The sequence below is a fragment of the Tabrizicola sp. genome (genome assembly GCF_041911175.1).
Lineage (GTDB): Bacteria > Pseudomonadota > Alphaproteobacteria > Rhodobacterales > Rhodobacteraceae > Tabrizicola.
The window spans coordinates 42,982-63,286 of the sequence record NZ_JAYRPN010000005.1; the positions used below are offsets into that span (position 1 = coordinate 42,982).

General features: G+C 65.7%; 19 protein-coding genes. 12 read left to right on the forward strand and 7 right to left on the reverse strand.

Annotated features, from left to right (window positions below; all coding sequences use genetic code 11):
* Nucleotides 1-38 precede the first annotated feature (38 nt).
* Nucleotides 39-341, reverse strand: coding sequence for a hypothetical protein (locus tag ACE3P6_RS00515; protein ID WP_374391009.1), 303 nt, complete (start codon nt 339-341; stop codon nt 39-41).
* A 239-nt stretch (nt 342-580) separates the two neighbouring features.
* Nucleotides 581-1,501, reverse strand: coding sequence for a LysR family transcriptional regulator ArgP (locus ACE3P6_RS00520; RefSeq protein ID WP_374391011.1), 921 nt, complete (start codon nt 1,499-1,501; stop codon nt 581-583).
* A gap of 193 nt (nt 1,502-1,694) precedes the next feature.
* Here ACE3P6_RS00520 and ACE3P6_RS00525 point away from each other — a divergent pair, with 193 nt between their 5' ends.
* Together ACE3P6_RS00525 and ACE3P6_RS00530 are read left to right on the forward strand one after the other, a co-directional pair.
* A complete protein-coding gene (locus ACE3P6_RS00525; protein WP_374391013.1) occupies nt 1,695-2,612 on the forward strand; it encodes a fatty acid desaturase in 918 nt (305 codons plus the stop codon).
* 727 nt (nt 2,613-3,339) lie between these two features.
* Nucleotides 3,340-3,510, forward strand: coding sequence for a hypothetical protein (locus ACE3P6_RS00530; protein ID WP_374391015.1), 171 nt, complete (start codon nt 3,340-3,342; stop codon nt 3,508-3,510).
* A gap of 203 nt (nt 3,511-3,713) precedes the next feature.
* On the opposite strand, the gene ACE3P6_RS00535 is transcribed toward ACE3P6_RS00530, so the two are convergent.
* Complete coding sequence (locus ACE3P6_RS00535; protein ID WP_374391017.1) at nt 3,714-4,739, reverse strand: LacI family DNA-binding transcriptional regulator; 1,026 nt, start codon at nt 4,737-4,739, stop codon at nt 3,714-3,716.
* 347 nt (nt 4,740-5,086) lie between these two features.
* Here ACE3P6_RS00535 and ACE3P6_RS00540 point away from each other — a divergent pair, with 347 nt between their 5' ends.
* The 8 genes from ACE3P6_RS00540 to ACE3P6_RS00575 all read left to right on the forward strand — a co-directional run bounded on the left by ACE3P6_RS00540 (nt 5,087) and on the right by ACE3P6_RS00575 (nt 12,418).
* The gene (locus tag ACE3P6_RS00540; RefSeq protein ID WP_374391019.1) at nt 5,087-6,016 is read left to right on the forward strand and encodes a substrate-binding domain-containing protein; all 930 of its coding nucleotides are present in this window, start codon (nt 5,087-5,089) and stop codon (nt 6,014-6,016) included.
* 79 nt (nt 6,017-6,095) lie between these two features.
* Nucleotides 6,096-7,115: an ABC transporter permease gene (locus ACE3P6_RS00545; RefSeq protein WP_374371709.1), complete on the forward strand. Its 1,020-nt coding sequence runs from the start codon at nt 6,096-6,098 to the stop codon at nt 7,113-7,115.
* 2 nt (nt 7,116-7,117) lie between these two features.
* A complete protein-coding gene (locus ACE3P6_RS00550) occupies nt 7,118-7,870 on the forward strand; it encodes an ATP-binding cassette domain-containing protein (protein WP_374391021.1) in 753 nt (250 codons plus the stop codon).
* A gap of 56 nt (nt 7,871-7,926) precedes the next feature.
* Nucleotides 7,927-8,958 carry a hydroxyacid dehydrogenase gene (locus ACE3P6_RS00555; protein WP_374391023.1) on the forward strand — a complete coding sequence of 344 codons (1,032 nt, stop codon included), beginning with the start codon at nt 7,927-7,929 and terminating at the stop codon, nt 8,956-8,958.
* A 4-nt stretch (nt 8,959-8,962) separates the two neighbouring features.
* Nucleotides 8,963-10,147: an aldose 1-epimerase family protein gene (locus ACE3P6_RS00560; RefSeq protein ID WP_374391025.1), complete on the forward strand. Its 1,185-nt coding sequence runs from the start codon at nt 8,963-8,965 to the stop codon at nt 10,145-10,147.
* 11 nt (nt 10,148-10,158) lie between these two features.
* Complete coding sequence (locus tag ACE3P6_RS00565) at nt 10,159-11,262, forward strand: fatty acid desaturase family protein (RefSeq protein WP_374391027.1); 1,104 nt, start codon at nt 10,159-10,161, stop codon at nt 11,260-11,262.
* A gap of 5 nt (nt 11,263-11,267) precedes the next feature.
* A complete protein-coding gene (locus tag ACE3P6_RS00570; RefSeq protein ID WP_374391029.1) occupies nt 11,268-11,582 on the forward strand; it encodes a MocE family 2Fe-2S type ferredoxin in 315 nt (104 codons plus the stop codon).
* A 2-nt stretch (nt 11,583-11,584) separates the two neighbouring features.
* Nucleotides 11,585-12,418 (forward strand): 3-methyl-2-oxobutanoate hydroxymethyltransferase, encoded by an 834-nt coding sequence (locus ACE3P6_RS00575; RefSeq protein WP_374391031.1) that lies wholly within the window; start codon nt 11,585-11,587, stop codon nt 12,416-12,418.
* A 229-nt stretch (nt 12,419-12,647) separates the two neighbouring features.
* Here the strand turns inward: ACE3P6_RS00575 and ACE3P6_RS00580 are convergent, their stop codons facing one another.
* The 3 genes from ACE3P6_RS00580 to ACE3P6_RS00590 all read right to left on the reverse strand — a co-directional run bounded on the left by ACE3P6_RS00580 (nt 12,648) and on the right by ACE3P6_RS00590 (nt 16,182).
* Complete coding sequence (locus ACE3P6_RS00580) at nt 12,648-14,231, reverse strand: bifunctional 3-(3-hydroxy-phenyl)propionate/3-hydroxycinnamic acid hydroxylase (protein WP_374391033.1); 1,584 nt, start codon at nt 14,229-14,231, stop codon at nt 12,648-12,650.
* 82 nt (nt 14,232-14,313) lie between these two features.
* Entirely contained in the window at nt 14,314-15,270 is a 957-nt protein-coding gene (locus ACE3P6_RS00585) for a VOC family protein (protein ID WP_374391035.1), read from the reverse strand.
* A gap of 57 nt (nt 15,271-15,327) precedes the next feature.
* Nucleotides 15,328-16,182, reverse strand: coding sequence for a fumarylacetoacetate hydrolase family protein (locus tag ACE3P6_RS00590; RefSeq protein ID WP_374391037.1), 855 nt, complete (start codon nt 16,180-16,182; stop codon nt 15,328-15,330).
* 170 nt (nt 16,183-16,352) lie between these two features.
* Here ACE3P6_RS00590 and ACE3P6_RS00595 point away from each other — a divergent pair, with 170 nt between their 5' ends.
* Nucleotides 16,353-17,045, forward strand: a complete 693-nt coding sequence (locus ACE3P6_RS00595) for a GntR family transcriptional regulator (protein WP_374391039.1) — start codon at nt 16,353-16,355, stop codon at nt 17,043-17,045.
* Between the two features lie 26 nt (nt 17,046-17,071).
* On the opposite strand, the gene ACE3P6_RS00600 is transcribed toward ACE3P6_RS00595, so the two are convergent.
* Nucleotides 17,072-18,823 carry an FAD-dependent monooxygenase gene (locus ACE3P6_RS00600; RefSeq protein ID WP_374391041.1) on the reverse strand — a complete coding sequence of 584 codons (1,752 nt, stop codon included), beginning with the start codon at nt 18,821-18,823 and terminating at the stop codon, nt 17,072-17,074.
* 202 nt (nt 18,824-19,025) lie between these two features.
* Here ACE3P6_RS00600 and ACE3P6_RS00605 point away from each other — a divergent pair, with 202 nt between their 5' ends.
* Nucleotides 19,026-20,300 carry an ABC transporter substrate-binding protein gene (locus tag ACE3P6_RS00605; RefSeq protein WP_374391043.1) on the forward strand — a complete coding sequence of 425 codons (1,275 nt, stop codon included), beginning with the start codon at nt 19,026-19,028 and terminating at the stop codon, nt 20,298-20,300.
* Nucleotides 20,301-20,305: the final 5 nt, after the last annotated feature.

Consider the following 20,305-nt stretch of genomic DNA (forward strand, 5'->3'; position numbering starts at 1 on the left):
GTGGCAGGGCACAGGCCCGACAGGCCGTACCTGCGGCATCACGCGTCGTATCCAGGCTCGTCAAGCAAGAGCCGGACGATGAAATCGTCGCCGTTGATTTCCAGGCTCAGCGCGCCAAGACGGTGAAGGGTTTGCAGCACCTCGATCAACTTGGCTCCGGGCGCAGATGGCATCCAGCCAAGCTGGCGCGACAGGTGCCGGGTGAGCGCGGCGGCTGTCGCTTCGCCGCCAAACTCCTCGACCAGAATGCTCAGTACCAGCCGCTGCCGGGCCTCGATGCCGAGTGGCGGGTGTGCCGGGCCGCCGGTTCCATCCAGCGTGGCGCGCAGGGCCGAACGCAAGGGTGCCGGATCGACACCCTGCGGTCGCGTGCGGCTGTCTCGGTTTGGCCTTGCGGAACTCATGCGGGGTCTCTCCTCACAGCCACGCTCCCGGCGGTGGATTGCCCCCGCCGGTTCCGTTCTTCAGGATCAATGTGGCCTGAATGCGTCCGCGATGGGGTGACACCGCGATGCCGTGTTCACCCTGCCCGGCCTTCGACAGGGCATCCCGGGCGCGATGGTCCGGGGCGAGGGCCAGGTCAATCCGGGCGGAAGCGGTCCGGGGTGAGGTGCTCGCGTGCGACCTCAAGGACCAGGTTGCCGAGTCGGCTGAGGATTTCGCTCGACTGCATTCCGGCCTGCCAATGCAGCGCGACGCTGACCTTCCTGCCCGGGCTCAACTCTACCAGTTCGCCGCGCTTGATGTAGGAATTGCCGGCAATGCTGGGCACCAGGCCCCAACCGGCGCCGTTCAGGCAGCAGGAAAGGTATCCCTCATACGAAGGAACGTAGTGGGTGGAGAGCGGAACCGTTGCCCCGAAGCAAAGCGCCATCCACTGGTCCTGGATCGTGTCCTTGCGATTGAAGGCCACGCAGACTGAGTTTCGCAGCGTCTCAAGCGAGACGCCGGTTGCGAAGTGATGCTGGTAGAGTTCGGGCGAGGCGACCGCCAGGTATTCCATCGACCCCAGCGAGATGATCCTGCAGCCCTGGACCGGGGTTTCCAGCGTGGTGATGACGGCAAGGGCATCGCCGTTCCGGAGGCTGGACTCGGTGTGTTCCTGATCATCGGGGAGAATGTCGAAGCGGATGCCAAGTTCCTTGGTCGCCACCTTGATCAGCTTCGGAAACCAGGTTGCGAGACTGTCGTTGTTCACCCCGATGCGGATGGTGGCGGCGACGGTTTCCTCTCCGCCGACAAGCGCGCGCATCCGCTCGGCCAGTTCCTGCTGCAGAAGGCCGACCTGTTCGAAGTGACGGAAGAATTGCAGTCCGGCCTCGGTCGGGACGCATGGCCGACCCCGCGCGACGAGCACCACGCCGACCTTTTCCTCCAACTGCTTGATTCGCTGACTGACCGCCGACTGGGTCACCTTCATCGACTTGGCCGCCGCTTCGAAGCTTCCTTCGCGGATGACGGCGGCGAGGATCGTCAGTGAATCATAGTCAAAGCGTGACATGATCGCCCCTCAGCATAAGAAACGCTTATGCACCTGAATTTAGCATAACGCGGATACCTCAGGAAGACATGGGTGGCCGCTGTTCATGCATTAGTTGCGCTGATGTGCCGCGGCAGACGGATAAACAATCAGGCGAAAGTGTTTGGTTTGTTTAACAAACTGGCTAGAGTTGGGGCAGCATTCGGGAGGGCGCATGTCTGGGCAGGTCTTGAGACGAACCTATGTTCGCCAGTTCCTTGGTCTGAAACGCTATCGCCGGATGGTCGCCTGGTCGATCGTTGCCGCCTACATCGGCCTCATCCTTGCGGCGATCCTGCTGGGTATCCGGCTGCTTGCGCTTCCGCTCTCGGTCTGGACGGTGGCGGCGATGCTGGCAACGGCGGCCTTCATCGGGACCCGGCTGCGGGGTATCAACAACATCGTTCATGAATGCAGCCATGCGACCTTCGCCGACGATCGGTCGGACAATGTGATGATCGGCCGGGTTTGCTGCGCGATCCTGATGAAATCCTTCCGCAAGTATCGGGACGACCATCTCTCGCACCATGCCCACAACGGCGACTACGAACATGATGCGGAATTCGGCCTGATCGAGAAGTTCGGTCTGCATGATCCGATCAACCGGCGGACGATCCTGCGCCATGTCATCGTGCCGCTGACCGGGCGCCACTTGCCGCTTTACACCGGCATCAACCTCTCGGCCGAGGATGGCCGCGTTTTCCAGGGGCTCAAGCTTCTGCTTCTTGCCGCGATGGCGATCTTCCTGCTGCTTGACCCGTTGGCGGCGCTTGGCTTCGTCATCCTGCCATTGTTCTACATCTATCCGACGCTGAATTTCTGGACCGACTGCCTGGATCATGCCGGGCTGGTCGGCGCCAAGGACGAGATGGAAGCCTCGCGCAATGTGCTGGCGCCAACTCTGGTGCGCCTGCTCTTCTTTCCGCGCAATGACTCGTATCACCTGGTCCACCATCTGTTCCCGCAGATCCCGGCCCGGCACCTGCATCGGGCGCATGAGGAGCTGAGCCGCGATCCGGGCTACCGCAGATTGCCCTCTGCGGTGCGGGCAGTCGATCGCCGGACCGAACAGCCGCTTGATGCATCCTACTAGGTGCTCCGGGGCGCTATGCCGCATCGACAGGCGTCGGTCGGATATGCGACTCTCGCGGTCGACAGGGAAACAGATCGGCGCCCCTTGCCGCGCATAGGTCAGGCGAGAAGCTGAAATGGAAACAATTGCCCGCTGGCGCACCCGTATGGGGCGAGGGCGGGAATTGTCACTTATGCCAATGCGCGAACAGATCGTTTCTCGATACGAGAGACATAAGCGTTGCTAATCGTGCATTAGTTGAGTAACACTTGCTGTACGACGAGCGAGTTATCCAAGATCCTTTCTGACGGCCCAGGCGGGTTCTGACCGCGTTATTCCCCTTCCGCGGCTCAGAACTCCGTCTTTGGGTTTGGTGGCGGCGCGGCGGCATTCTGTGTCGATGCGCATGGAAAAGTGTTAATATGCAGGTGGTTGCTTGACAGCGTTTCCGCAGAGCTGATCCCGCCTGACCGCCATTCATGCACCGTCATTGCGAAAAGGCAGGCAGGCAGTGATCGAAGCCTCGCATCCGTTCAACGGTCGCAGCCATGACCTGACTTTTAGCCGGAACTTGCCATCATGACGTCCGCAGGCGCGGGAAGGCTACCAGATCGGCGAGCCCGGAGCCCCTTTCAGGGTCGTTGGCGGCGTCTCCTTCGCCCCGATTTTGCCATCTTTGACGACAAAGCAATGGAGCAAGGTCTCCGAAGGTTTGTCCAAGATGCAAACATCGCTCCAAGAAATCGACATGCTGAAAACCCAGATCTACGAGGATTTTCTGCGATCCATCGCCTCGGTGCGCGCGGGTCTGAGCTCCGAAGTCGCGTTCCAGGAACACGAAAGGCGTGTTCATGACCTGAGACGCAAAGTCGCCGCCGCAGAGGAAACCCGACCGGTGCGCTTGCGGCTGGTGAACTAGGCGCGAAAGCCGGGGCTTCACCGATCCTTTGAGGGATCTTCGGCCTTTGCATGGGCTGGGACAGGTTCCGGCATCGCGGCCGGAACGCGACGGCAGCGGTGAACAACATCGACATCCGTCGTGCAGAAATGCCCCGATGGCTGCCAGGCGTCCTGGTCCCGACGCGGGATGGTCGATGAAACCAGAGGAGGTCCTGCGGCCAATCAGCGTTGCGGGATGTTTTCGCGAAGAATGATCCTTGGCTCGATGTTCTTCAGCAGAAGGTGAGGGGCCGTGGTGGCGATCGCTCCCAGAAGCCGGATGACCGTCTGTTCTCCCACAAGCTGCACATTCTGGTCGATGACCACGTCGATCACTCCGTCGGCCAGCCAGGCGTGGGTGCGGTCGGTGATGTCGTGCATGATGACAATCGGGCGGCGCAGCGGCCGGATCTCCTCCAGTGCGGCGACGATCCCCGTGCGCCCCGCGCCAATGCAATAGACTCCCGCAAGGTCCGGGGTGCCGCGCAGAAGCTGGGTCATCGCCACGCGGGTACGATCGCAGCGCTCGCCCGTCTCGATGGGCGGCAACAAGGACAACGCGGGAAAATCGCGCTCCAGGACGGCGCGAAACCCGGCCTCGCGGCCCTGGTGGCCATCATAGGCGCGCGACCCCATGAAAAGACCGACCGCACCTCCGGCGCCGCTAGCCATGCGCCCCATCAGCAGCGCCGCCGTACGCCCTGCGACTGTATTGTCGACCCCGACATAGGCCGAGCGGCCGGAGTCGGGGACATCCGAGGCGATCGTGACGACCCGCACCCCGGCCTCGCAGACGCGGCGGATCGCTTCGCGCGATCTGGGATGGTCGGCGGCCACGAGACCGATGCCGCTGGTGCGCAGGGCAACCGTTTCCAGCGCGGGCAACAGCGATTCTGGCCCGAACCCGTCCAGCGCCCGAATGTTGCACGAGGCGACCAGCGGGACCGTCGCCGCAAAGCGTCGGATGCCATTGACCAGCTCGCCCATGAAGCCGTTCTGCACCATCGGGATGAAGAATTCGAGATGCACGGGACGCGAGGGCAGGGTGACCATGCCCTCGACCGGAAGGTAGCCAAGGTCGCGCGCCGCCTGCATCACCCGGTGCCGGTTGGCGGCGGCAACGCCGGCGCGGTCGTTCAGCACGCGGTCCACGGTCGCGGTCGAAACCCCGGCGCGTCTGGCGATGTCAGTGATGGTGGCCCGGCCCATGATCGGGAAGCCTACCGCCCGATGCGTGGGCTGTCACGGCGGCGCTGATTGAATCTGATGTAAAACGCGGTTGTGGCAATCTGTCGCATCGCCCAAGCTGACCCAGTCCGGACGGCCCGAAAAGGCGGGCGCGACCGGTGAACGGCTGCATCACAAGGGATGCAACCCGATTGCCGGACAAGACCGACGACAAGACCGCGACGTGGATGCCCGTCCAGCACATCGTGCAACGGCGATGGAACCTGCACCCGCCTGGTGCGGGGCGGGGAACTGCGCCGCCAAGGGAACGACCGGCCTGGCCGGAAATCGGGTCATGAGACCCCAGGGTTACAAGGAGGAAACCCCAGATGATCAAGACGTTGCTTGGTGCCACCGCAGCACTTGCCTTGACCGCCGGTCTGGCCGCCGCCGACGGCAAGACCTTCTACTGGGTCTCGCACGGCGGCCCGGCCGACCCGGTCTGGACCTATTTCCTGCAAGGTGCCGAGGCCTTTGCCAAGACGACCGGCAACACGGTCAACACCTCGTTCCACTCCGGCGACGTGCCCAGCCAACAGGAAGCCGTGCGCGCGGCCATTGCGGCGGGCGCCGACGGCATCTGCTCGACCAGCCCGGACCCGGGTTCGATGGTCGATGTGGTGGCCGAAGCGCGGGCTGCGGGCATTCCGATCATCAACTTCAACACCTCGGATTCCGCGCCGAACTGGAACGCCTATGTCGGCGGCGACCTGCACGCGGTCGGCAAGGCCTGGGCGCAGCATCTGGTCGACAACGGGCTGGTGAAGTCGGGCGATTTCGTCTGGATGCCGGTCGAAGTCCCCGGCGCGTCCTATGGGGTGGAGGAAGAGGCCGGGATCAAGGAAGTGTTCGAGCCCCTGGGCATCACCTGGGAAGTCACCGATGCGACGCTCGACCAGGCCGAGGTGATCACCCGGATGACCGACTACGTCACCGCCAACCGCGACAAGATCAAGGCGATGATCGGCCTTGGCGACATGGTCACCGGCTCGGTCAAGCGGGTCTGGGACCAGGCCGGGGTGAAACCCGGCGAGATCCCGGTCGTCGGCTGGGGCAACTCGCTCGACACCACGCAAGAGGTGATGGACGGCTATGTCAACGCCGCGATGTGGCAGGATCCGCAGGCGACGTCCTATCTTTGCCTCTCCGCGCTGATGATGGAGAAGGACGGCATCCCGCTCGGCTTCGACATCATCACCGGCGCGCTGTACGGCAAGGACACCGCGCCGGTCTATTCGAAGATCATGGGCGGCAACTGAGGCGCAGTCGCATGGCCTGACCAAAGGCCGTCCGCAGAGCTGCGGGCGGCCTCCGCGCCCCCTTCCACAGGACCCCAGAATGACCAGCCCTTCCACGCCCGCTGCGGCGCATCCCCCGGAACCGGGGGCCCTGAAACGCCTGATCGCCAAGCCGGAATTCGGGCCGCTGGTGCTTTTGGTCACGATGCTCGTCGTCTTCACCGCGATCAACCCGACCTTCCTGTCGCTGAACAACGTTGGCAATGCGCTGACCTTCACCGTCGAGCTTGGCCTGATCGCGCTGGCCATGACGCTTCTGATGACGGCGGGAGAGTTCGACCTGTCGGTCGGTTCGGTCTTCGGCTTCGCGCCGGTGATGATGTGGGCCTTCTTCAACGCCGGGATCATGCCCTTGCCCGCGGCCTTCATCGTCGCGATGCTGATCGCCCTGGCGATCGGGCTCTTCTCCGGCCTTTTCGTCACCCGACTGGGCATCCCGTCCTTCCTCGTCACGCTGGGCATGCTGCTCGTCGTGCGCGGCGCGGCGCTCTGGCTGACCTCGGGCTTTCCGCAGCGCACCTGGGATGCGGGCAACCACTGGCTGGCCGAGCTTCTGGTCGGTGATTTCTATGTCGGCGGGTTGCGGATCTACATGAGCCTGATCTGGTTTGTCCTCCTGGCCGCGATCTTCCACTATCTGCTGACCGGCACCCGCTTCGGCAACTGGATCCAGGCCACCGGCGGCAACCCCGGCGCCGCGCGCAATCGCGGCGTGCCGATCCAGCGCGTCAAGGTGATCCTGTTCATGCTGTCATCGGCAATGGCGGCCTTCGCCGGGATCATCTCCTCGATCCGGGTGTCGGCGGCAAACCCGAATTCGGGCACCGGCTATGAGCTGGAGGTCATCGCGATGGTGGTGATCGGCGGTACCGTCCTGTCCGGCGGGCGCGGCACGATCATCGGCACGGTGCTGGGCGTGCTGATCCTGCGGCTGATGCGCAACGGCATCGTGCTGATCGGGGTGCCGGGGCTGGCCTACAACATCTTCATCGGGGCGATCATCCTGGGGATGATGGCGCTGCACGCCGCGCTGGAACGCCGGCACAACGCGGGGACCTGACCATGACCGATACTCCCCTCGTCGAAATGCGGCACATCGAGAAATCCTATGGCCGTGTCCATGCGCTGCGCGACGTGAACCTGACGATCCGCAAGGGCGAGATCGTCGGCCTGCTGGGCGACAACGGCGCCGGAAAATCCACCCTGATCAAGGTCCTGTCGGGTGCGGTGCCCTACACCTCGGGCGAAATCCGCATCAAGGGCAAGCCGGTCACGATGACCTCGACCAACGATGCCATCGCGGCGGGGATCGAGACGATCTACCAGGATTCGGCGCTGGTGCCCCAGCTTTCCATCGCGCGGAACCTGTTCCTGGGGCGCGAGCTTACCACCGGAGCCCTGGGACGGCTGGACCTGAACCGGATGAACGAGGTCGCCGCCGATCTTCTGAAACGGGTCGGCATCTCGAAGAACATCCCGCCGACCACGCCCATCGGGTCGCTTTCGGGGGGGGAGCGGCAGGCGGTGGCCATCGCCCGCGCGATGTATTTCGACAGCGACCTGATCATCCTGGACGAACCCACCAACAACCTGGGCGTGGCCGAGACGCAGGGCGTGCTGCGCTTCGTCCGCGAGGCGCGAGACACCGGGCATTCCTGCATCTTCATCGCCCACAACATCCACCACGTCTTCCAGGTGGTCGACCGGATGGTGGTGATGCGGCGGGGGACCGTGGTGGCCGACGACCTCAGCCCGAAGACCTCGTCGATCCAGGACGTCGAGGACGTGATCACCGGCGACCATATCCACGTCTGACGCGGAACCTTCCCGACACTGACCCCCGTCAGGCCCGTAAGCCGAAAGGAAGCCCCATGCGCGTGCTCTACGACCCCGACCCGCGAGCGACGGACGAGATATTTTCGCCCGAGGCGCTGGCCGAGCTGCGGTCGCGCTATGACCTCACCGAATGGCAGGGCGAAGACCGCGCCGCTTTCTACGCCCGGCACCTGCCCCAGACCGACATCCTGATTTCGCAACAGCCGATGGGGCCGGAACGGCTTGCATCGGCACCGCGCCTGCGCGCCATCTTCAACGTCGAGACGAACTTCCTGCCGAACGTGGACTATGCCGAATGCTTCCGGCGCGGCATCCATGTCCTGGCCCCCGGCGCGGTCTTCGCTGCCCCGGTGGCAGAGATGGCGCTTGGCATGGCCCTGTCGCTGGCGCGCAACATCCACGGCGAACACGCGGCCTTCCTTCATGGCCGGGAGAAGTGGCTGTTCGAGGGCAACAAGCAGTCCGAACTTCTGGCCGGGTCGACGGTCGGGATCATCGGTTTCGGCGATCTGGGCCGGTCGCTTCATCGCCTGCTTCAACCCTTCGGCTGCCGGGTGCAGGTGTTCGATCCCTGGCTGCCCCCCGGCCATCTGAAGCGCCTCGGGGTCGAGCCGGTGGGCTTCGATCAACTCATGTCCGACAACCGTTTCGTCTTCGTCATGGCCACGATCACCACCGACAACGCCGGGATGATTGACGCCCGCGCTCTTGGCCTGATGCAGCCGGGCGCGATGCTGCTGCTGATGTCGCGGGCGGCGGCGGCGGATTTCGGCGCGCTGACCGAAGCGGCCGCCTTGGGGCGTATCCGGGTGGCGAGCGACGTCTTCCCGGTGGAACCCGTGCCGCAAGGCGACCCGATCCGCGTCGTGCCGAACATGCTCTTCTCGCCGCACCGGGCCGGGGCGCTGACCTTTGCGCTGCGCGAGATCGGGACGCGCGTCCTTGAGGACATGGACCTGATCGCCCGCGGCCTGCCGCCCGTCGCCTGCCGCCGGGCCGAGCCCGAGACGGTGGCCCGGATGCGCTCGATGCCGGTCGCCGCCACGCCGCCGGGCGAAAAGGGCTGAGGCGATGGTGGAGCTGTTCGGCGAAACCCTGACGCGGGACGACATACGCAGGCGGTCGGGCCAGCTTGCGGCCTATGGCGGCGTGCGGTTGATGGAACTGGCCGACGGCCCCGAGCGCGGCATCCGGCTGCTGGAGTTCCGCACCGGATCGGGCCTGCGCTTCACCGTGCTGGTCGACCGCGCGATGGACATTGCCGAGGTGGAGTGGCGCGGCGCCTCGCTGGGCTGGCACGGGCCCTCCGGCCTGCGCTCCGCCGCCCTGCATGAACCCGAAGGCGAAGGCGGCTTCGGCTGGGCGCGCAGTTTCACCGGCTTTCTCGTCACCTGCGGGCTGGACCACATCCTTGCCCCCGACGAGGTCGACGCCAGCCACTACGGCTATCCGGGCATCCGAACGCTGCGGCACGGGCTGCACGGTCGGATCGCCAACATCCCGGCCCGGCTGACCGGCTATGGCGAGACCTGGGAGGGCGACCGCTGCATCCTCTGGGCCGAGGGCACCGTCCGGCAGGCCACCACCTTCGGCGAACACCTCGTCCTGACCCGGCGGATCGAGGCGGACCTGGGAGGTCACGAAATCCGCCTGACCGACCGCGTGGTGAACCAGGGCTTCGCCCCGACGCCGCATATGTTCTTCTACCACGTCAACCTCGGCGCGCCGCTGCTGGCCGAGGGCGCGCGCTATCTGGCTCCCATCGCCGACGTTGTCTGGGCCGCCCACGCTGCGCGTTACCGTGATCAGGGCATGGGCTATGCCGTGGTCCCCGCCCCGCAGGACCGGTTCGCCGAACAGGTCTGGCAGCACGAGACCGCCGCCGATGCCAGGGGAGAGGTGCCGGTGGCGCTGCTGAACGACCGGCTTGGCCTTGGCCTGCAGGTGACGACGCGCAAGGACCAGCTGCCCTGCCTCTACCAATGGCAGCATTTCCAGGCCGGGGCCTATGCCCTGGGCATCGAACCCTCGACCCACCATGTCCTCGGCAACCAGGCCGCGCGGGATCGAGGCGAGATGATCTGGCTGACCGCAGGCGAGGAGCGCCGCTACGACGCCCGCTTCACCGTGCTGGACGGGGCAGGGGCACTGGCAAATGCCGAAGCGCGCATCCGCGCCATCGCCGTCCAGCCCGACGATCCCTATCCCGTGCCCTCGGGCAAGTTCCGCCCGCTGACCGGGCGCCCGCAGCCGTGACGGAGAGACCGATGCCCTACGACACCCTCGTCGAACGCCGCGACTATTCGCTGACCGGCCCGTCGGCGGCCCAGGCCATCGAGCGCGGGCTGGCGTCGGCAGAGTGGTATCACTCCGAAGTGCCGCGCAAGGTGATGAAAGAGCTGATGCAGCGCCGCGACGGCCCGGCAATCCGCGACACCCTGATCTGGGTCGCGCTCCTGGGCCTGTCGGCCTGGGGCGGCATCGCCCTCTGGGGCACATGGGCCTGCGTGCCCTTCTGGGCGGTCTACGGCGTCCTCTACGGCTCGGTCTGCGACTCGCGCTGGCACGAATGCGGCCACGGCACCGCCTTCCGCACGGCCTGGATGAACGACGTCGTCTACCACATCGCCAGCTTCATGGTGATGCGCAACCCGGTTTCCTGGCGCTGGAGCCATGCGCGCCATCACACCGACACGATCATCGTCGGGCGCGATGCCGAGATCGCCTTCATGCATCCCACCTCGATCTTGCTGGCGGTGCTGCACTTCATCGGGGTCGTGGACATCTGGCAGTGGATGAAGGTGCTGGTCCGCAACGCCGCAGGCAACCTTTCGCCCGACGAACGGAACTACATCCCCGAAGCCGAGGCGCAGAAGGCGATCTTCTGGGCCCGGGTCCATCTGGCGATCTATGCGCTGACGCTGGCGGCTGCGGTCGCCATGCGATCCATCCTGCCCTTCATGCTGATCGGGGGGCCACGCATCTATGGCACCTGGCACATGTTCATGACCGGGATGATCCAGCATGGCGGGCTGGCCGAGGATGTGCTGGATCATCGGCTGAACAGCCGGACCTGCCTGATGAACCCGGTCAGCCGCTGGATCTACTGGAACATGAACTACCACATCGAACACCACATGTTCCCGATGGTGCCCTACCACGCCCTGCCGCGCCTGCACGCGCTGATCCGGGATGACCTGCCGGCGCCTTGTCCCTCCATCCCCGCGGCCTTCGCCGAGATGGTCCCCGCGATCCTGCGCCAGCGGCACGAAAGAGGCTATTTCCTGAAGAAATCCCTGCCGCCCACCGCCCGCCCCTACCGCGAGGAGCTGCACCAGACCATCCCCGACCGCGCCGGGCTGAAGGAGTGACCGCGATGCATTGGGTTCCTGCCTGCGACCTGGACGACATCGACCCCGAGGACCTGATCCGCTTCGACCATGCGGGCCGCACCTACGCCATCTACCGCGATCCCGACGGCACCGTCTTTGCTACCGACGGGCTTTGCACGCATGAACAGGTGCATCTCTGCGGCGGGCTGGTGCTGGGCGACGAGATCGAATGCCCCAAGCACAACGGCCGCTTCGACTACAAGACCGGCGCGGCACGACGCGCGCCCTGCGTCACCGCGCTGCGCACCTATCCCACGCGTATCGTGGGCGGGATCATCGAGATCGGGTTGGAGGATTGACCATGCCGCGCACCCGACCCACCGTCGCCGACCTTCGCGCCTGGAAAGGCAAGCGGCAACTGACCATGCTGCGCATCTTCACCCTGGACGAAGCTGCGGCTGCCGAGGAGGCCGGGATCGACATCGTCTCGGTCCCGCCCGAGCTTGTCACCCACCCCGACTACCGCAAGGCCGCGCCCACGCTCTTCTCGATGTCCGGCATGGATCACCTTGGCGCGGGAACGCGCGACGACTACCTGCGGCTCTGCGGCAAGCTGCTGCTGGCCGGGGCGGATGCGATGTATTGCTCGGCGGGGATCGAAACCGTGCGCTACCTCGCCTCGGAACACATCCCGGTCGTGGGCCATGTCGGCCTTGTCCCCAGCCGCGCCACATGGACGGGCGGCTTCAAGGCCGTGGGCAAGACCGCAGACCAGGCGCTTGCGCTTTACCGCGAATGCCAGGCCTACGAGGCGGCAGGCGCCTTCGCGGTGGAGATCGAGGTGGTCCCGGAAGAGGTGGCGACCGCGATCAGCCGCCGGATGGAACGCCTCCTCCTCTGGTCGATGGGCGCGGGCGCGGGCTGCGATGCACAGTATCTCTTCGCGATGGATATCCTGGGCGAACACAAGGGCAAGATTCCGCGTCATTCCAAGGTCTACCGCAACTTCGCCGCCGAGTATGATCGGCTTCAGCGCGAGAGGGTGGCCGCCTTCACCGAATTCCGCGCCGACGTCGAAAACGGCAGCTTCCCCGAGGACCGCTACATGCTGCACATGGCGCCCGAAGAGCTGGCGACGTTCGTGACGCAACTCGACCGGGCGTGCGGCCGGGCGGACACCAGCAACGACCCCTGACCCTCGGGTTGCGGGCAAGACCGGGTTCGGCCTTCGCGATAGCATTGATCCCAAGGCTGCTCCCTGGCTGGGGAAGGCCCACCAGGCGGTCGGTGGCGCATCACCGGGACCTGCCTGCCAATATTGGGGGCAAGCATGGCCCCGCGATCCCCCGACGGGGCGAGGCTGGCACCCGACGATCACCGGGGTTCGTGTGCTTGGCAAACTGGATTGCCGCGGTGCCCCCGGGTCAGCGGTGCGCCTGCATCTGGCGCGAGAAATCGGCCAGCATCGTGTCCAGCCGGGGTCCATCCGTCGCCGCGCCGAAGAGGTAGAAATCCGGGCGGACCAACAGGGCCTGCAGGCCGCGGTCGATCATGAAGCGGCCGAACTGGCCCTGCGTGTCGCCGATCTGGCCATCGGCGGCGGTGCGGCGGTCGGCGACGGTGACGATCTGCACCCCGGCTTCGCCGCAGAGGCGCTGTGCCGTCTCGGCCAGCGAAAATCCGTCCTGGACCACCAGCGTGAAGCCGCCCGGCGCGACGAAGCTGTCGTAGCGGCCGGTCCGGCCGGCGAAGCGCACGGTCCCGGCGCAGGAAAGCTCGCCCGCAGGGGCCACGACGGCGCCACGCGCATCGCGTTCCAGCAGCCCGTCGGTCAGGATCGGGAAGGGCGCGGGCCGGGGCGCATTGCCGCCCAGGAACATCTCGTCGCGTTTCCGGGCCTCTTCGGGGTCGGGCATGCAGATGATCGAGCCGAGGAACATCGAGATGCGGATGACATCGGTGACATGCGGGGCGCGTTCCGGCGTGTAGGTTTCCAGAAGCGACGGCCCGGCCCGCCCACGCAGCACCAGGTCAAGCTTCCAGCACAGATTCCAGACGTCGCGCAAGCCCGCGCACATGCCCTGGCCCATGAAGGGCGGCATGACATGCGCGGCATCCCCGGCCAGGAAGATCCGGCCCTCCTGGAAGCGGTCGGCCACCAGGCTGCGGAAGGTATAGATCGCATGGCGGATCAGCTCGCCCTGGTCCGGCTTGATCCAGGCGTCCAGCAGGTCCCAGACCTTCTCTTCCCGGACCATCTCCTCGCGGGTCTCATGTGGCAGGCGCATGAATTCCCAGCGGCGCAGGATGCGGCCGTCGGCCTCGGTGCCGCCCGGGACGATGGTGGTGGGACGGATCGGGTTCGCATATTGTCCGCAGTCCGGGATGCCGAGGTCGCGGGCCGTGAGCCCGCCGTTCAGGGCGAAGTCGATCACCAGCCAGTCGGCCTCGAACCCCAGGTCGGTCCGACCGATGCCCAGGCTTTCGCGGACAAAGCTGTTCGCCCCGTCGATCCCGATCAGGTAGCGCGCGGTATAGTCGCGCGTGGCCCCGGACTTCGTGTCCCGGATCGTGACGGTGGCGCTGTCCGCATCCTGCCGGATGGCCGTGGCCTCGGCGTTGAAATGCAGCGCGATGCGGTCGCTGGCCTTGATCCGTTCGTCCATCGCCCACTCGAAGCTCGGCTGGTGGATGAAGTTCACCTCGGACCCGCCCGAGACGGAACCTGCCGCCCAGTCGATCGCCAGAAGCTCCTTCCACTCGGCGTTGAACCAGCGGTAGGTCGGGGCATCGTTGCAGACCCGGTTGGCGACATCGCCCAGACCCGCCGCATGCAGGACGCGGTAAAGCTCATGGTCGATGCAGACCGCGCGGGGCAGGGGGTAGACCTCCTCGAACCGCTCGAAGACCCCGACCTTCCAGCCCAACCGCTCCAGGAACAGGGCCGACGCCTTGCTGACCGGACCGTAGCCGACCTGGATCACGTCGAAATCGAACTTGGCGGGCATCGGGCATCTCCATCAGGGCATGAGGCAGCTTCCCCCCGGGAACGCCCGGGGGAGGGGGAAGGTCATTTCGGGAAGGCTGGTTTCAGACCGCCTCGTGGTTCACGATGAAGTCCTTCGGCAGTTCCGGGCCCCAGAGATAGATCGAATCTTCGGGAGGATAGTCGCCCGCGTCCCAGTCGCAGGTCGCGGGGATATAGTCGATGTCTGCCGAATATTCCGAATAGCTGTCCCAGGGATCGCGGACATAATGGAAGTAGTTCGACCCCAGCACATGCCGGCCAAGGCCCCATCCCTTCTGATAGCCCTTTTCGGCCATCTGCATCGCACCCTTGCCGATCTCGTTGACGCTGCCGACATCCCAGCTGCAATGGTGCAGGCCCGGCGCGGCGGATTTGGCGAAGGCCACAAGGTGGTGGTCCGACCCGTGGATGCCGTGCATGAAGCAGATCCCGTCTCCCGAGCGGTCCGACAGCCGCAGCCCCAGGACGCGGCTGTAGAAGGCGATGGCGCGGGGCACGTCGGCGGTGAAGATCAGCACATGCGCCAGCCGCAGGGGCCGCACCTTCGCCGCCTTCGACCGCTGCGGCGCGCCTGCCACTCCGGGGGGGCTCGACGCCATGTCGAAGGGCATCTTGGCGTTGGGAGAGGACTTCCCGGCCACCTTCACCTCGATCAGCACGCCGTTGTGGTCGTGGAACCAGATGCCGTTCGTATCGAAGCCCCGGGGGGCGTCGAGCAGGCGGATGCCCTCTGCCTCGATCCGGCGCTTCATCGGTTCGAAATCCTCTTCGAAAACCGCAAAGGACAGGAAGTTCAGTCGCTTGCGAGCGCCTTCGCCGATGCTGGCCCAACGCTGGTCGCTGCCGAAGGTGTAAAGCGCAAGGCCGTTCCCTTCCTCGCGGACGTCCAGGCCGAAGGTCTTGTAGAAGTCTTCCGCCACTTTCAGGTCGGGCACGACCATGTTGAAGGTGTCCATCGAATGGATGCCCAGCTCGCCCGGGCGCTTGACGATCTCGACCTTGCCGGTGATGGCGGTCATGGCGGGTTCCTCCTCCCCTATGGCGGGACCCGGCCCCTGTGGGCCGGGCCATGTTCCTCAGCGGTCGCGGACCGGGTTCGACAAGAGGCCCACGCGCTCGATCTCCACTTCGACCGTGTCGCCGTGCTTCATCCACAGCGGCGGCTTGCGCGCCAGCCCCACGCCCGAGGGTGTGCCGGTCACGATCACGTCGCCCGGCTTCAGCGTCATGAACTGCGACAGGATCGCCACCAGCCGCGCCACCGGGAACACCATGTCCGAGATCGATGCCTGTTGCACCACCTGTCCGTTCAGCCGGGTCTGCAAGAGCAGCCCCTCGCAGCCGGGGGGCAGTGCGTCGGCGGTCACGAAATCGGGGCCGAAGGCGCCGGTGTCGTCGAAGTTCTTGCCGGGCGTCCATTGCGGTGACTTGAACTGGTAGTCGCGGATCGAGCCGTCGTTGAACACCGAATAGCCGATGACGTGGTCCAGGGCGTCGGCCTCGGTCACGTCGCGGGCCGTCTTGCCGATGATCGCCGCCAGCTCGCCCTCATAGTCAAGCTGTTCGGAGAAGGCCGGGCGCAGGATCGGCGCGCCGTGGGCGATCAGGCTGGAATTGAAGCGACCGAAGACCGTGGGATAGTCCGGCTGCTTGAAGCCGCTCTCGGCCGAATGATCGGTGTAGTTCAGCCCGATGCAGATGATCTTTTCCGGGTTCGACAGCGGCGGAAGCAGCGTCACGGCCGCCAGATCGACGGCAGGGGCGCTGGCAAGCGTCGCCGCCGCCCGCGCCAGCGCATCGCCGCCCGCCTGGATCAGCGACTGCAACGTGCCGGGAAAACCCGCGTCACCGTCGGCCAGGCCAAGCCAGCCGCCGTCGGTCTTCAGGGCCAGGCCGGTCCGTCCGGCAATCATGTAGGATGCGAAGCGCATTCCGGTCTCCTTGCGATATGCCCAGACTGTAGGGGCAGGGGGTGAGTCACGTCAACAAAAATATATTATCATGACGTAGATACTTTTTGTCGGTTCGATCGCCATGATCTGTGGAAGCCGGTGGAAGGTTGCGCTAATGTATTATTGCAGAAAGAACGCAGGTAGACCCCGTGACCAAACCCGAAAGTGGCAGCCTGACTGCCGAGGCCTTCAACCGGATCCGGGCCGAGATCCTGGCCTGCCGACTGCCGCCCGGGCAGAAGCTGGTGATCGCCGATCTCTGCCATGACCTCGGCTTCAGCCTGGGCGCCGTGCGCGAGGCCCTGTCGCGCCTGACCTCGGAGGGCCTGGTCGAGGCCGAACCGCGCAAGGGCTTTCGCGTCGCGCCGATCACCGAGGCCGAACTCAGGGACATCACCCAGGTGCGGGCCACCATCGAAAGCCTGTGCCTGGAAAGCGCGATCCGGCACGGCGACGTGAAATGGGAGGCGAACATCGTCGCCACCCTGTTCGAGCTTTCGCGGCTCGACCTGCAGGACCCCGCCGACCCGGCCCGCGTCAGCGAGGTCTGGGCCGATGCCCACCGCCGCTTCCACGAGGCGCTGGTGGCCGCCTGCGACAGTCCCTGGCTCCTGCGCCTGCGCGAGACGCTGTTCGTCCAGTCGGAACGCTATCGCCGGGTGTCGGTGCCGCTGAACCGGGCAGGGCGCGACCTGCAGTCCGAGCACAAGGCCATTGCCGACGCGACGATTGCCCGCGATGCCGCGACCGCTTCGGCGGCGCTGCGCGAACACCTGCAGAAGACCACGCGCATCCTGATCGCCTCGGAAGTGGTCAAGGCGCACGAGGCAGAGACGGCCTGAGCCGTCCCCGCCCCGTCCTGCCCCGGTCACGCCCGGGCCAGGACCTGTTTCAGGGCTGCGGTCAGCTCTGCCTCGGCGCTGGCGCTGGAGGTTCCGGCGCGCCAGGCGACATGGTGGTCGGGGCGGACAAGGATGCAGCCGTCCTCCTCGATCTCGCTGGCGCGGTACCAGTCGGCATAGATGTCCATCGCATCGCAGCCCGACGGCCCGATCGTCAGCGCGGCAACCTCGACCCCCAGCGCTTCGGAAGCGGCCTTCGCTGCCGCGACCCAACCCTCTCCACCGATGCCGGTCAGCAGGGTAAAGCGCCCGTGGCCGCACAGGTCCAGCGTCGATACCCGCCGGTTCCCGTGCTCGACCCAGACATGCGGCAGGCGTGCGCCGGGCCAGGTGGTCGGGTGGAAAAACAGCTCGGGGTCGCGGGTGTAGGCCGGCTCCTGCGTGCCGTCGGACACCACGGCGGCCGACCCGCGATAGCGCTGGCCCATCTCGACACCATGCGTGTTGAACTCGTAATTCTTGCGCTCGATCGCGGCATAGAGCTTGCGTCGACGCTCCTTGCCCTCCGGCGTCGGCGCCTTGCGGGCGGCGATGTGGCGGTTGGCTTCCGACGCATCCGGCGAGGCGAGCAGCCCCACCGCCTCGAAGATCGGCGGATAGTCCTCGATGCTGCGGTTCGCGCGGGTGACGATCTGCTTGCCGACCGGCTGACGCTCGGCGGAATAGGTGTCGAGCAGCGCTTCCCCGGCCTGGCCCTTCAGCACGGCGGCCAGCTTCCAGCACAGGTTGAACGCGTCCTGGATGCAGGTGTTCGACCCCAGCCCGTTCAGCGGCGGGTGCTTGTGGACCGCATCGCCCATGCAGAACACCCGGCCGACGGAATAGTTGGCGGCATACATGTTGTTCACCGTCCAGACGGCGGTGGATTTCACCTTCAGCGGAATATCCGCATCGCCGATCATCTGGCGCAGCGCGGTCTCGGCCTCTTCCACCGTGACGCCCGCCTCGGCCTTCTCCAGGTCGACCCCCCAGATCGCTTGCCATTCGTGCCAGGGCCGCACCATCCGCAGGACCCCGGCGCCGATGCCGCCAATGTTCGATCCCGGCTGCAATACCCAGTACAGGACGCTGGGCCGGTGCTGGACATGCCGGGTCAGGTCGCATTCGAAGATCACGTTGGTCGAGGCGGAAAGCCCGGTCTTTCCCTCCATCGGCAGGGCGATGGCGTCGGCAACCGTGCTGCGCGCGCCATCGGCGCCGATCAGGTATTTCGCGCGCACCGTATAGGTCTCGCCGTTCAGCCGGTCGCGAATCGTCGCCGTGACGCCCTCTGCATCCTGCTCCAGCGACAGGAATTCCGAGTTCATCCGAACCTTGGCGCCGCGCTTCGAGGCCGCCTGGAACAGGATCGGCTCCATATAGGTCTGCGGGATGTCGCAGATTGCGGTGGGGCTGGCGAGCTCGTAATCCGCCTTGCGCAGCGGGTGGTTGCCCCAGGACAGGATGCGCCCGAACTCCTCGCCGGCAAGGCTGTAGCAGAAGACGTTGTTCGCCATCAGGTTCTGGCCCGAGGAGACCGAGACCGCCTCTTCCTCCAGCCCAAGGTCGCGCAGGACCTCCATCGTGCGCTGGTTGGTGATATGGGCGCGTGGCGTATCGGCCAGCCAGCCGAATCGCGACACCAGCATGGTGCGGACGCCATAGGTCGACAGCAGCGCCGCCGAAGCCGAACCGGACGGACCGGACCCGACAATCAGCACATCGGTTTCGTAGTGCATGGCCTTGGGCTCCTCCCTTGCATGCGGTCTGATAGTATATTTTTGCGAAGATCATACATTCATATGCCGCGCCTGCCAAGTGAGAATGCATTACTTCCTGAAAATATATTATTATTGACTTAATGATTTTCCCGTGCTGCAAATCCGGCAGAAGCGGTGCCGCCAGCAGGGCGCCCGCGCCTTTGGGGGAGGGAGACCCGACATGCTGACCAGACGCGGCTTCATCAGGGCAGGCGGGGCAACCGGCCTCATTCTCGGTACGGCGGGCCTTGCCGCACCAGCGCTGGCGCAGGGAGCGCGGATCAAGATCGGCTATGTCAGCCCGCAGACCGGACCGCTTGCCAGCTTTGCCGAAAGCGACGCCTTCAACATCCAGGCTTTCCTCGCCACCGAGGCGGGGGCGAATTTCGACGTGATCGTCAAGGACAGCCAGTCCAACCCGAACCGCGCGGCCGAAGTGGCGTCCGAACTGATCCTGCAGGACGGGGTGTCGATGATCGTCGTCGCCTCGACGCCGGAAACGACGAACCCGGTGGCCACTGTCTGCGAAAGCGAAGGCATCCCGGTCGTCTCGACGATGGCGCCCTGGCAGCCCTGGTTCATCGGTCAGCAGGGCAACCCGACCGACCCGGCGACCTGGAAGAAGTTCGATTTCGCCTACCACTATTTCTGGGGGCTCGAGGACGTCATCGCCGTCTTCACCAACATGTGGAACCAGCTTGAAACCAACAAGCAGGTCGGCGGGCTTTTCCCCAACGATGGCGACGGCAACGCCTGGGGCGATCCGAACCTGGGGGTTGCGCCGGGCTTTGCTGCTGCGGGCTACACCACCACCGACCCCGGTCGCTACCAGAACCTGACCGACGATTTCAGCGCCCAGATCAATGCCTTCAAGGCCGCGAACTGCGAAATCGTGACCGGCGTCGTCATCCCGCCCGACTTCACCACCTTCCGCAACCAGTCGCTGCAGCAGGGCTTCCGGCCGAAGATCATCTCGGTCGGCAAGGCGATCCTCTATCCCTCGAACGTCGAGGTCCTGGGCGAGGCCGCGCACAACCTGTCGAACGAGGTCTGGTGGACCCCGGCGCACCCGTTCAAGTCCTCGCTGACGGGCAAGTCGGCGGCCGATCTCGCGACCGATTTCACCGCCGCTTCCGGTCGGCCCTGGACCCAGCCCATCGGCTTCATCCATTCGCTCTTCGAAGTGGCGGCCGACGTGATGAAGCGGGTCGAGGACAGCGCGGACACCGATGCCGTGGCAGCCGCCCTGGCCGCAACCCGGCTTGACACGGTTGTCGGTCGCGTCGCCTTCGATGGCGCGGGCGTGCCCGACTTCGCCGCCGCCAACGTCTGCAAGACCCCGCTCGTCGGCGGCCAGTGGCGGCGGAAGGCGGACGGGACCTTCGATCTCGTCGTCGTCGACAACACCTCCGCTCCGGCGATCCCGACCCAGGGCGTGATGGAAGCGCTGGCCTGACCCCT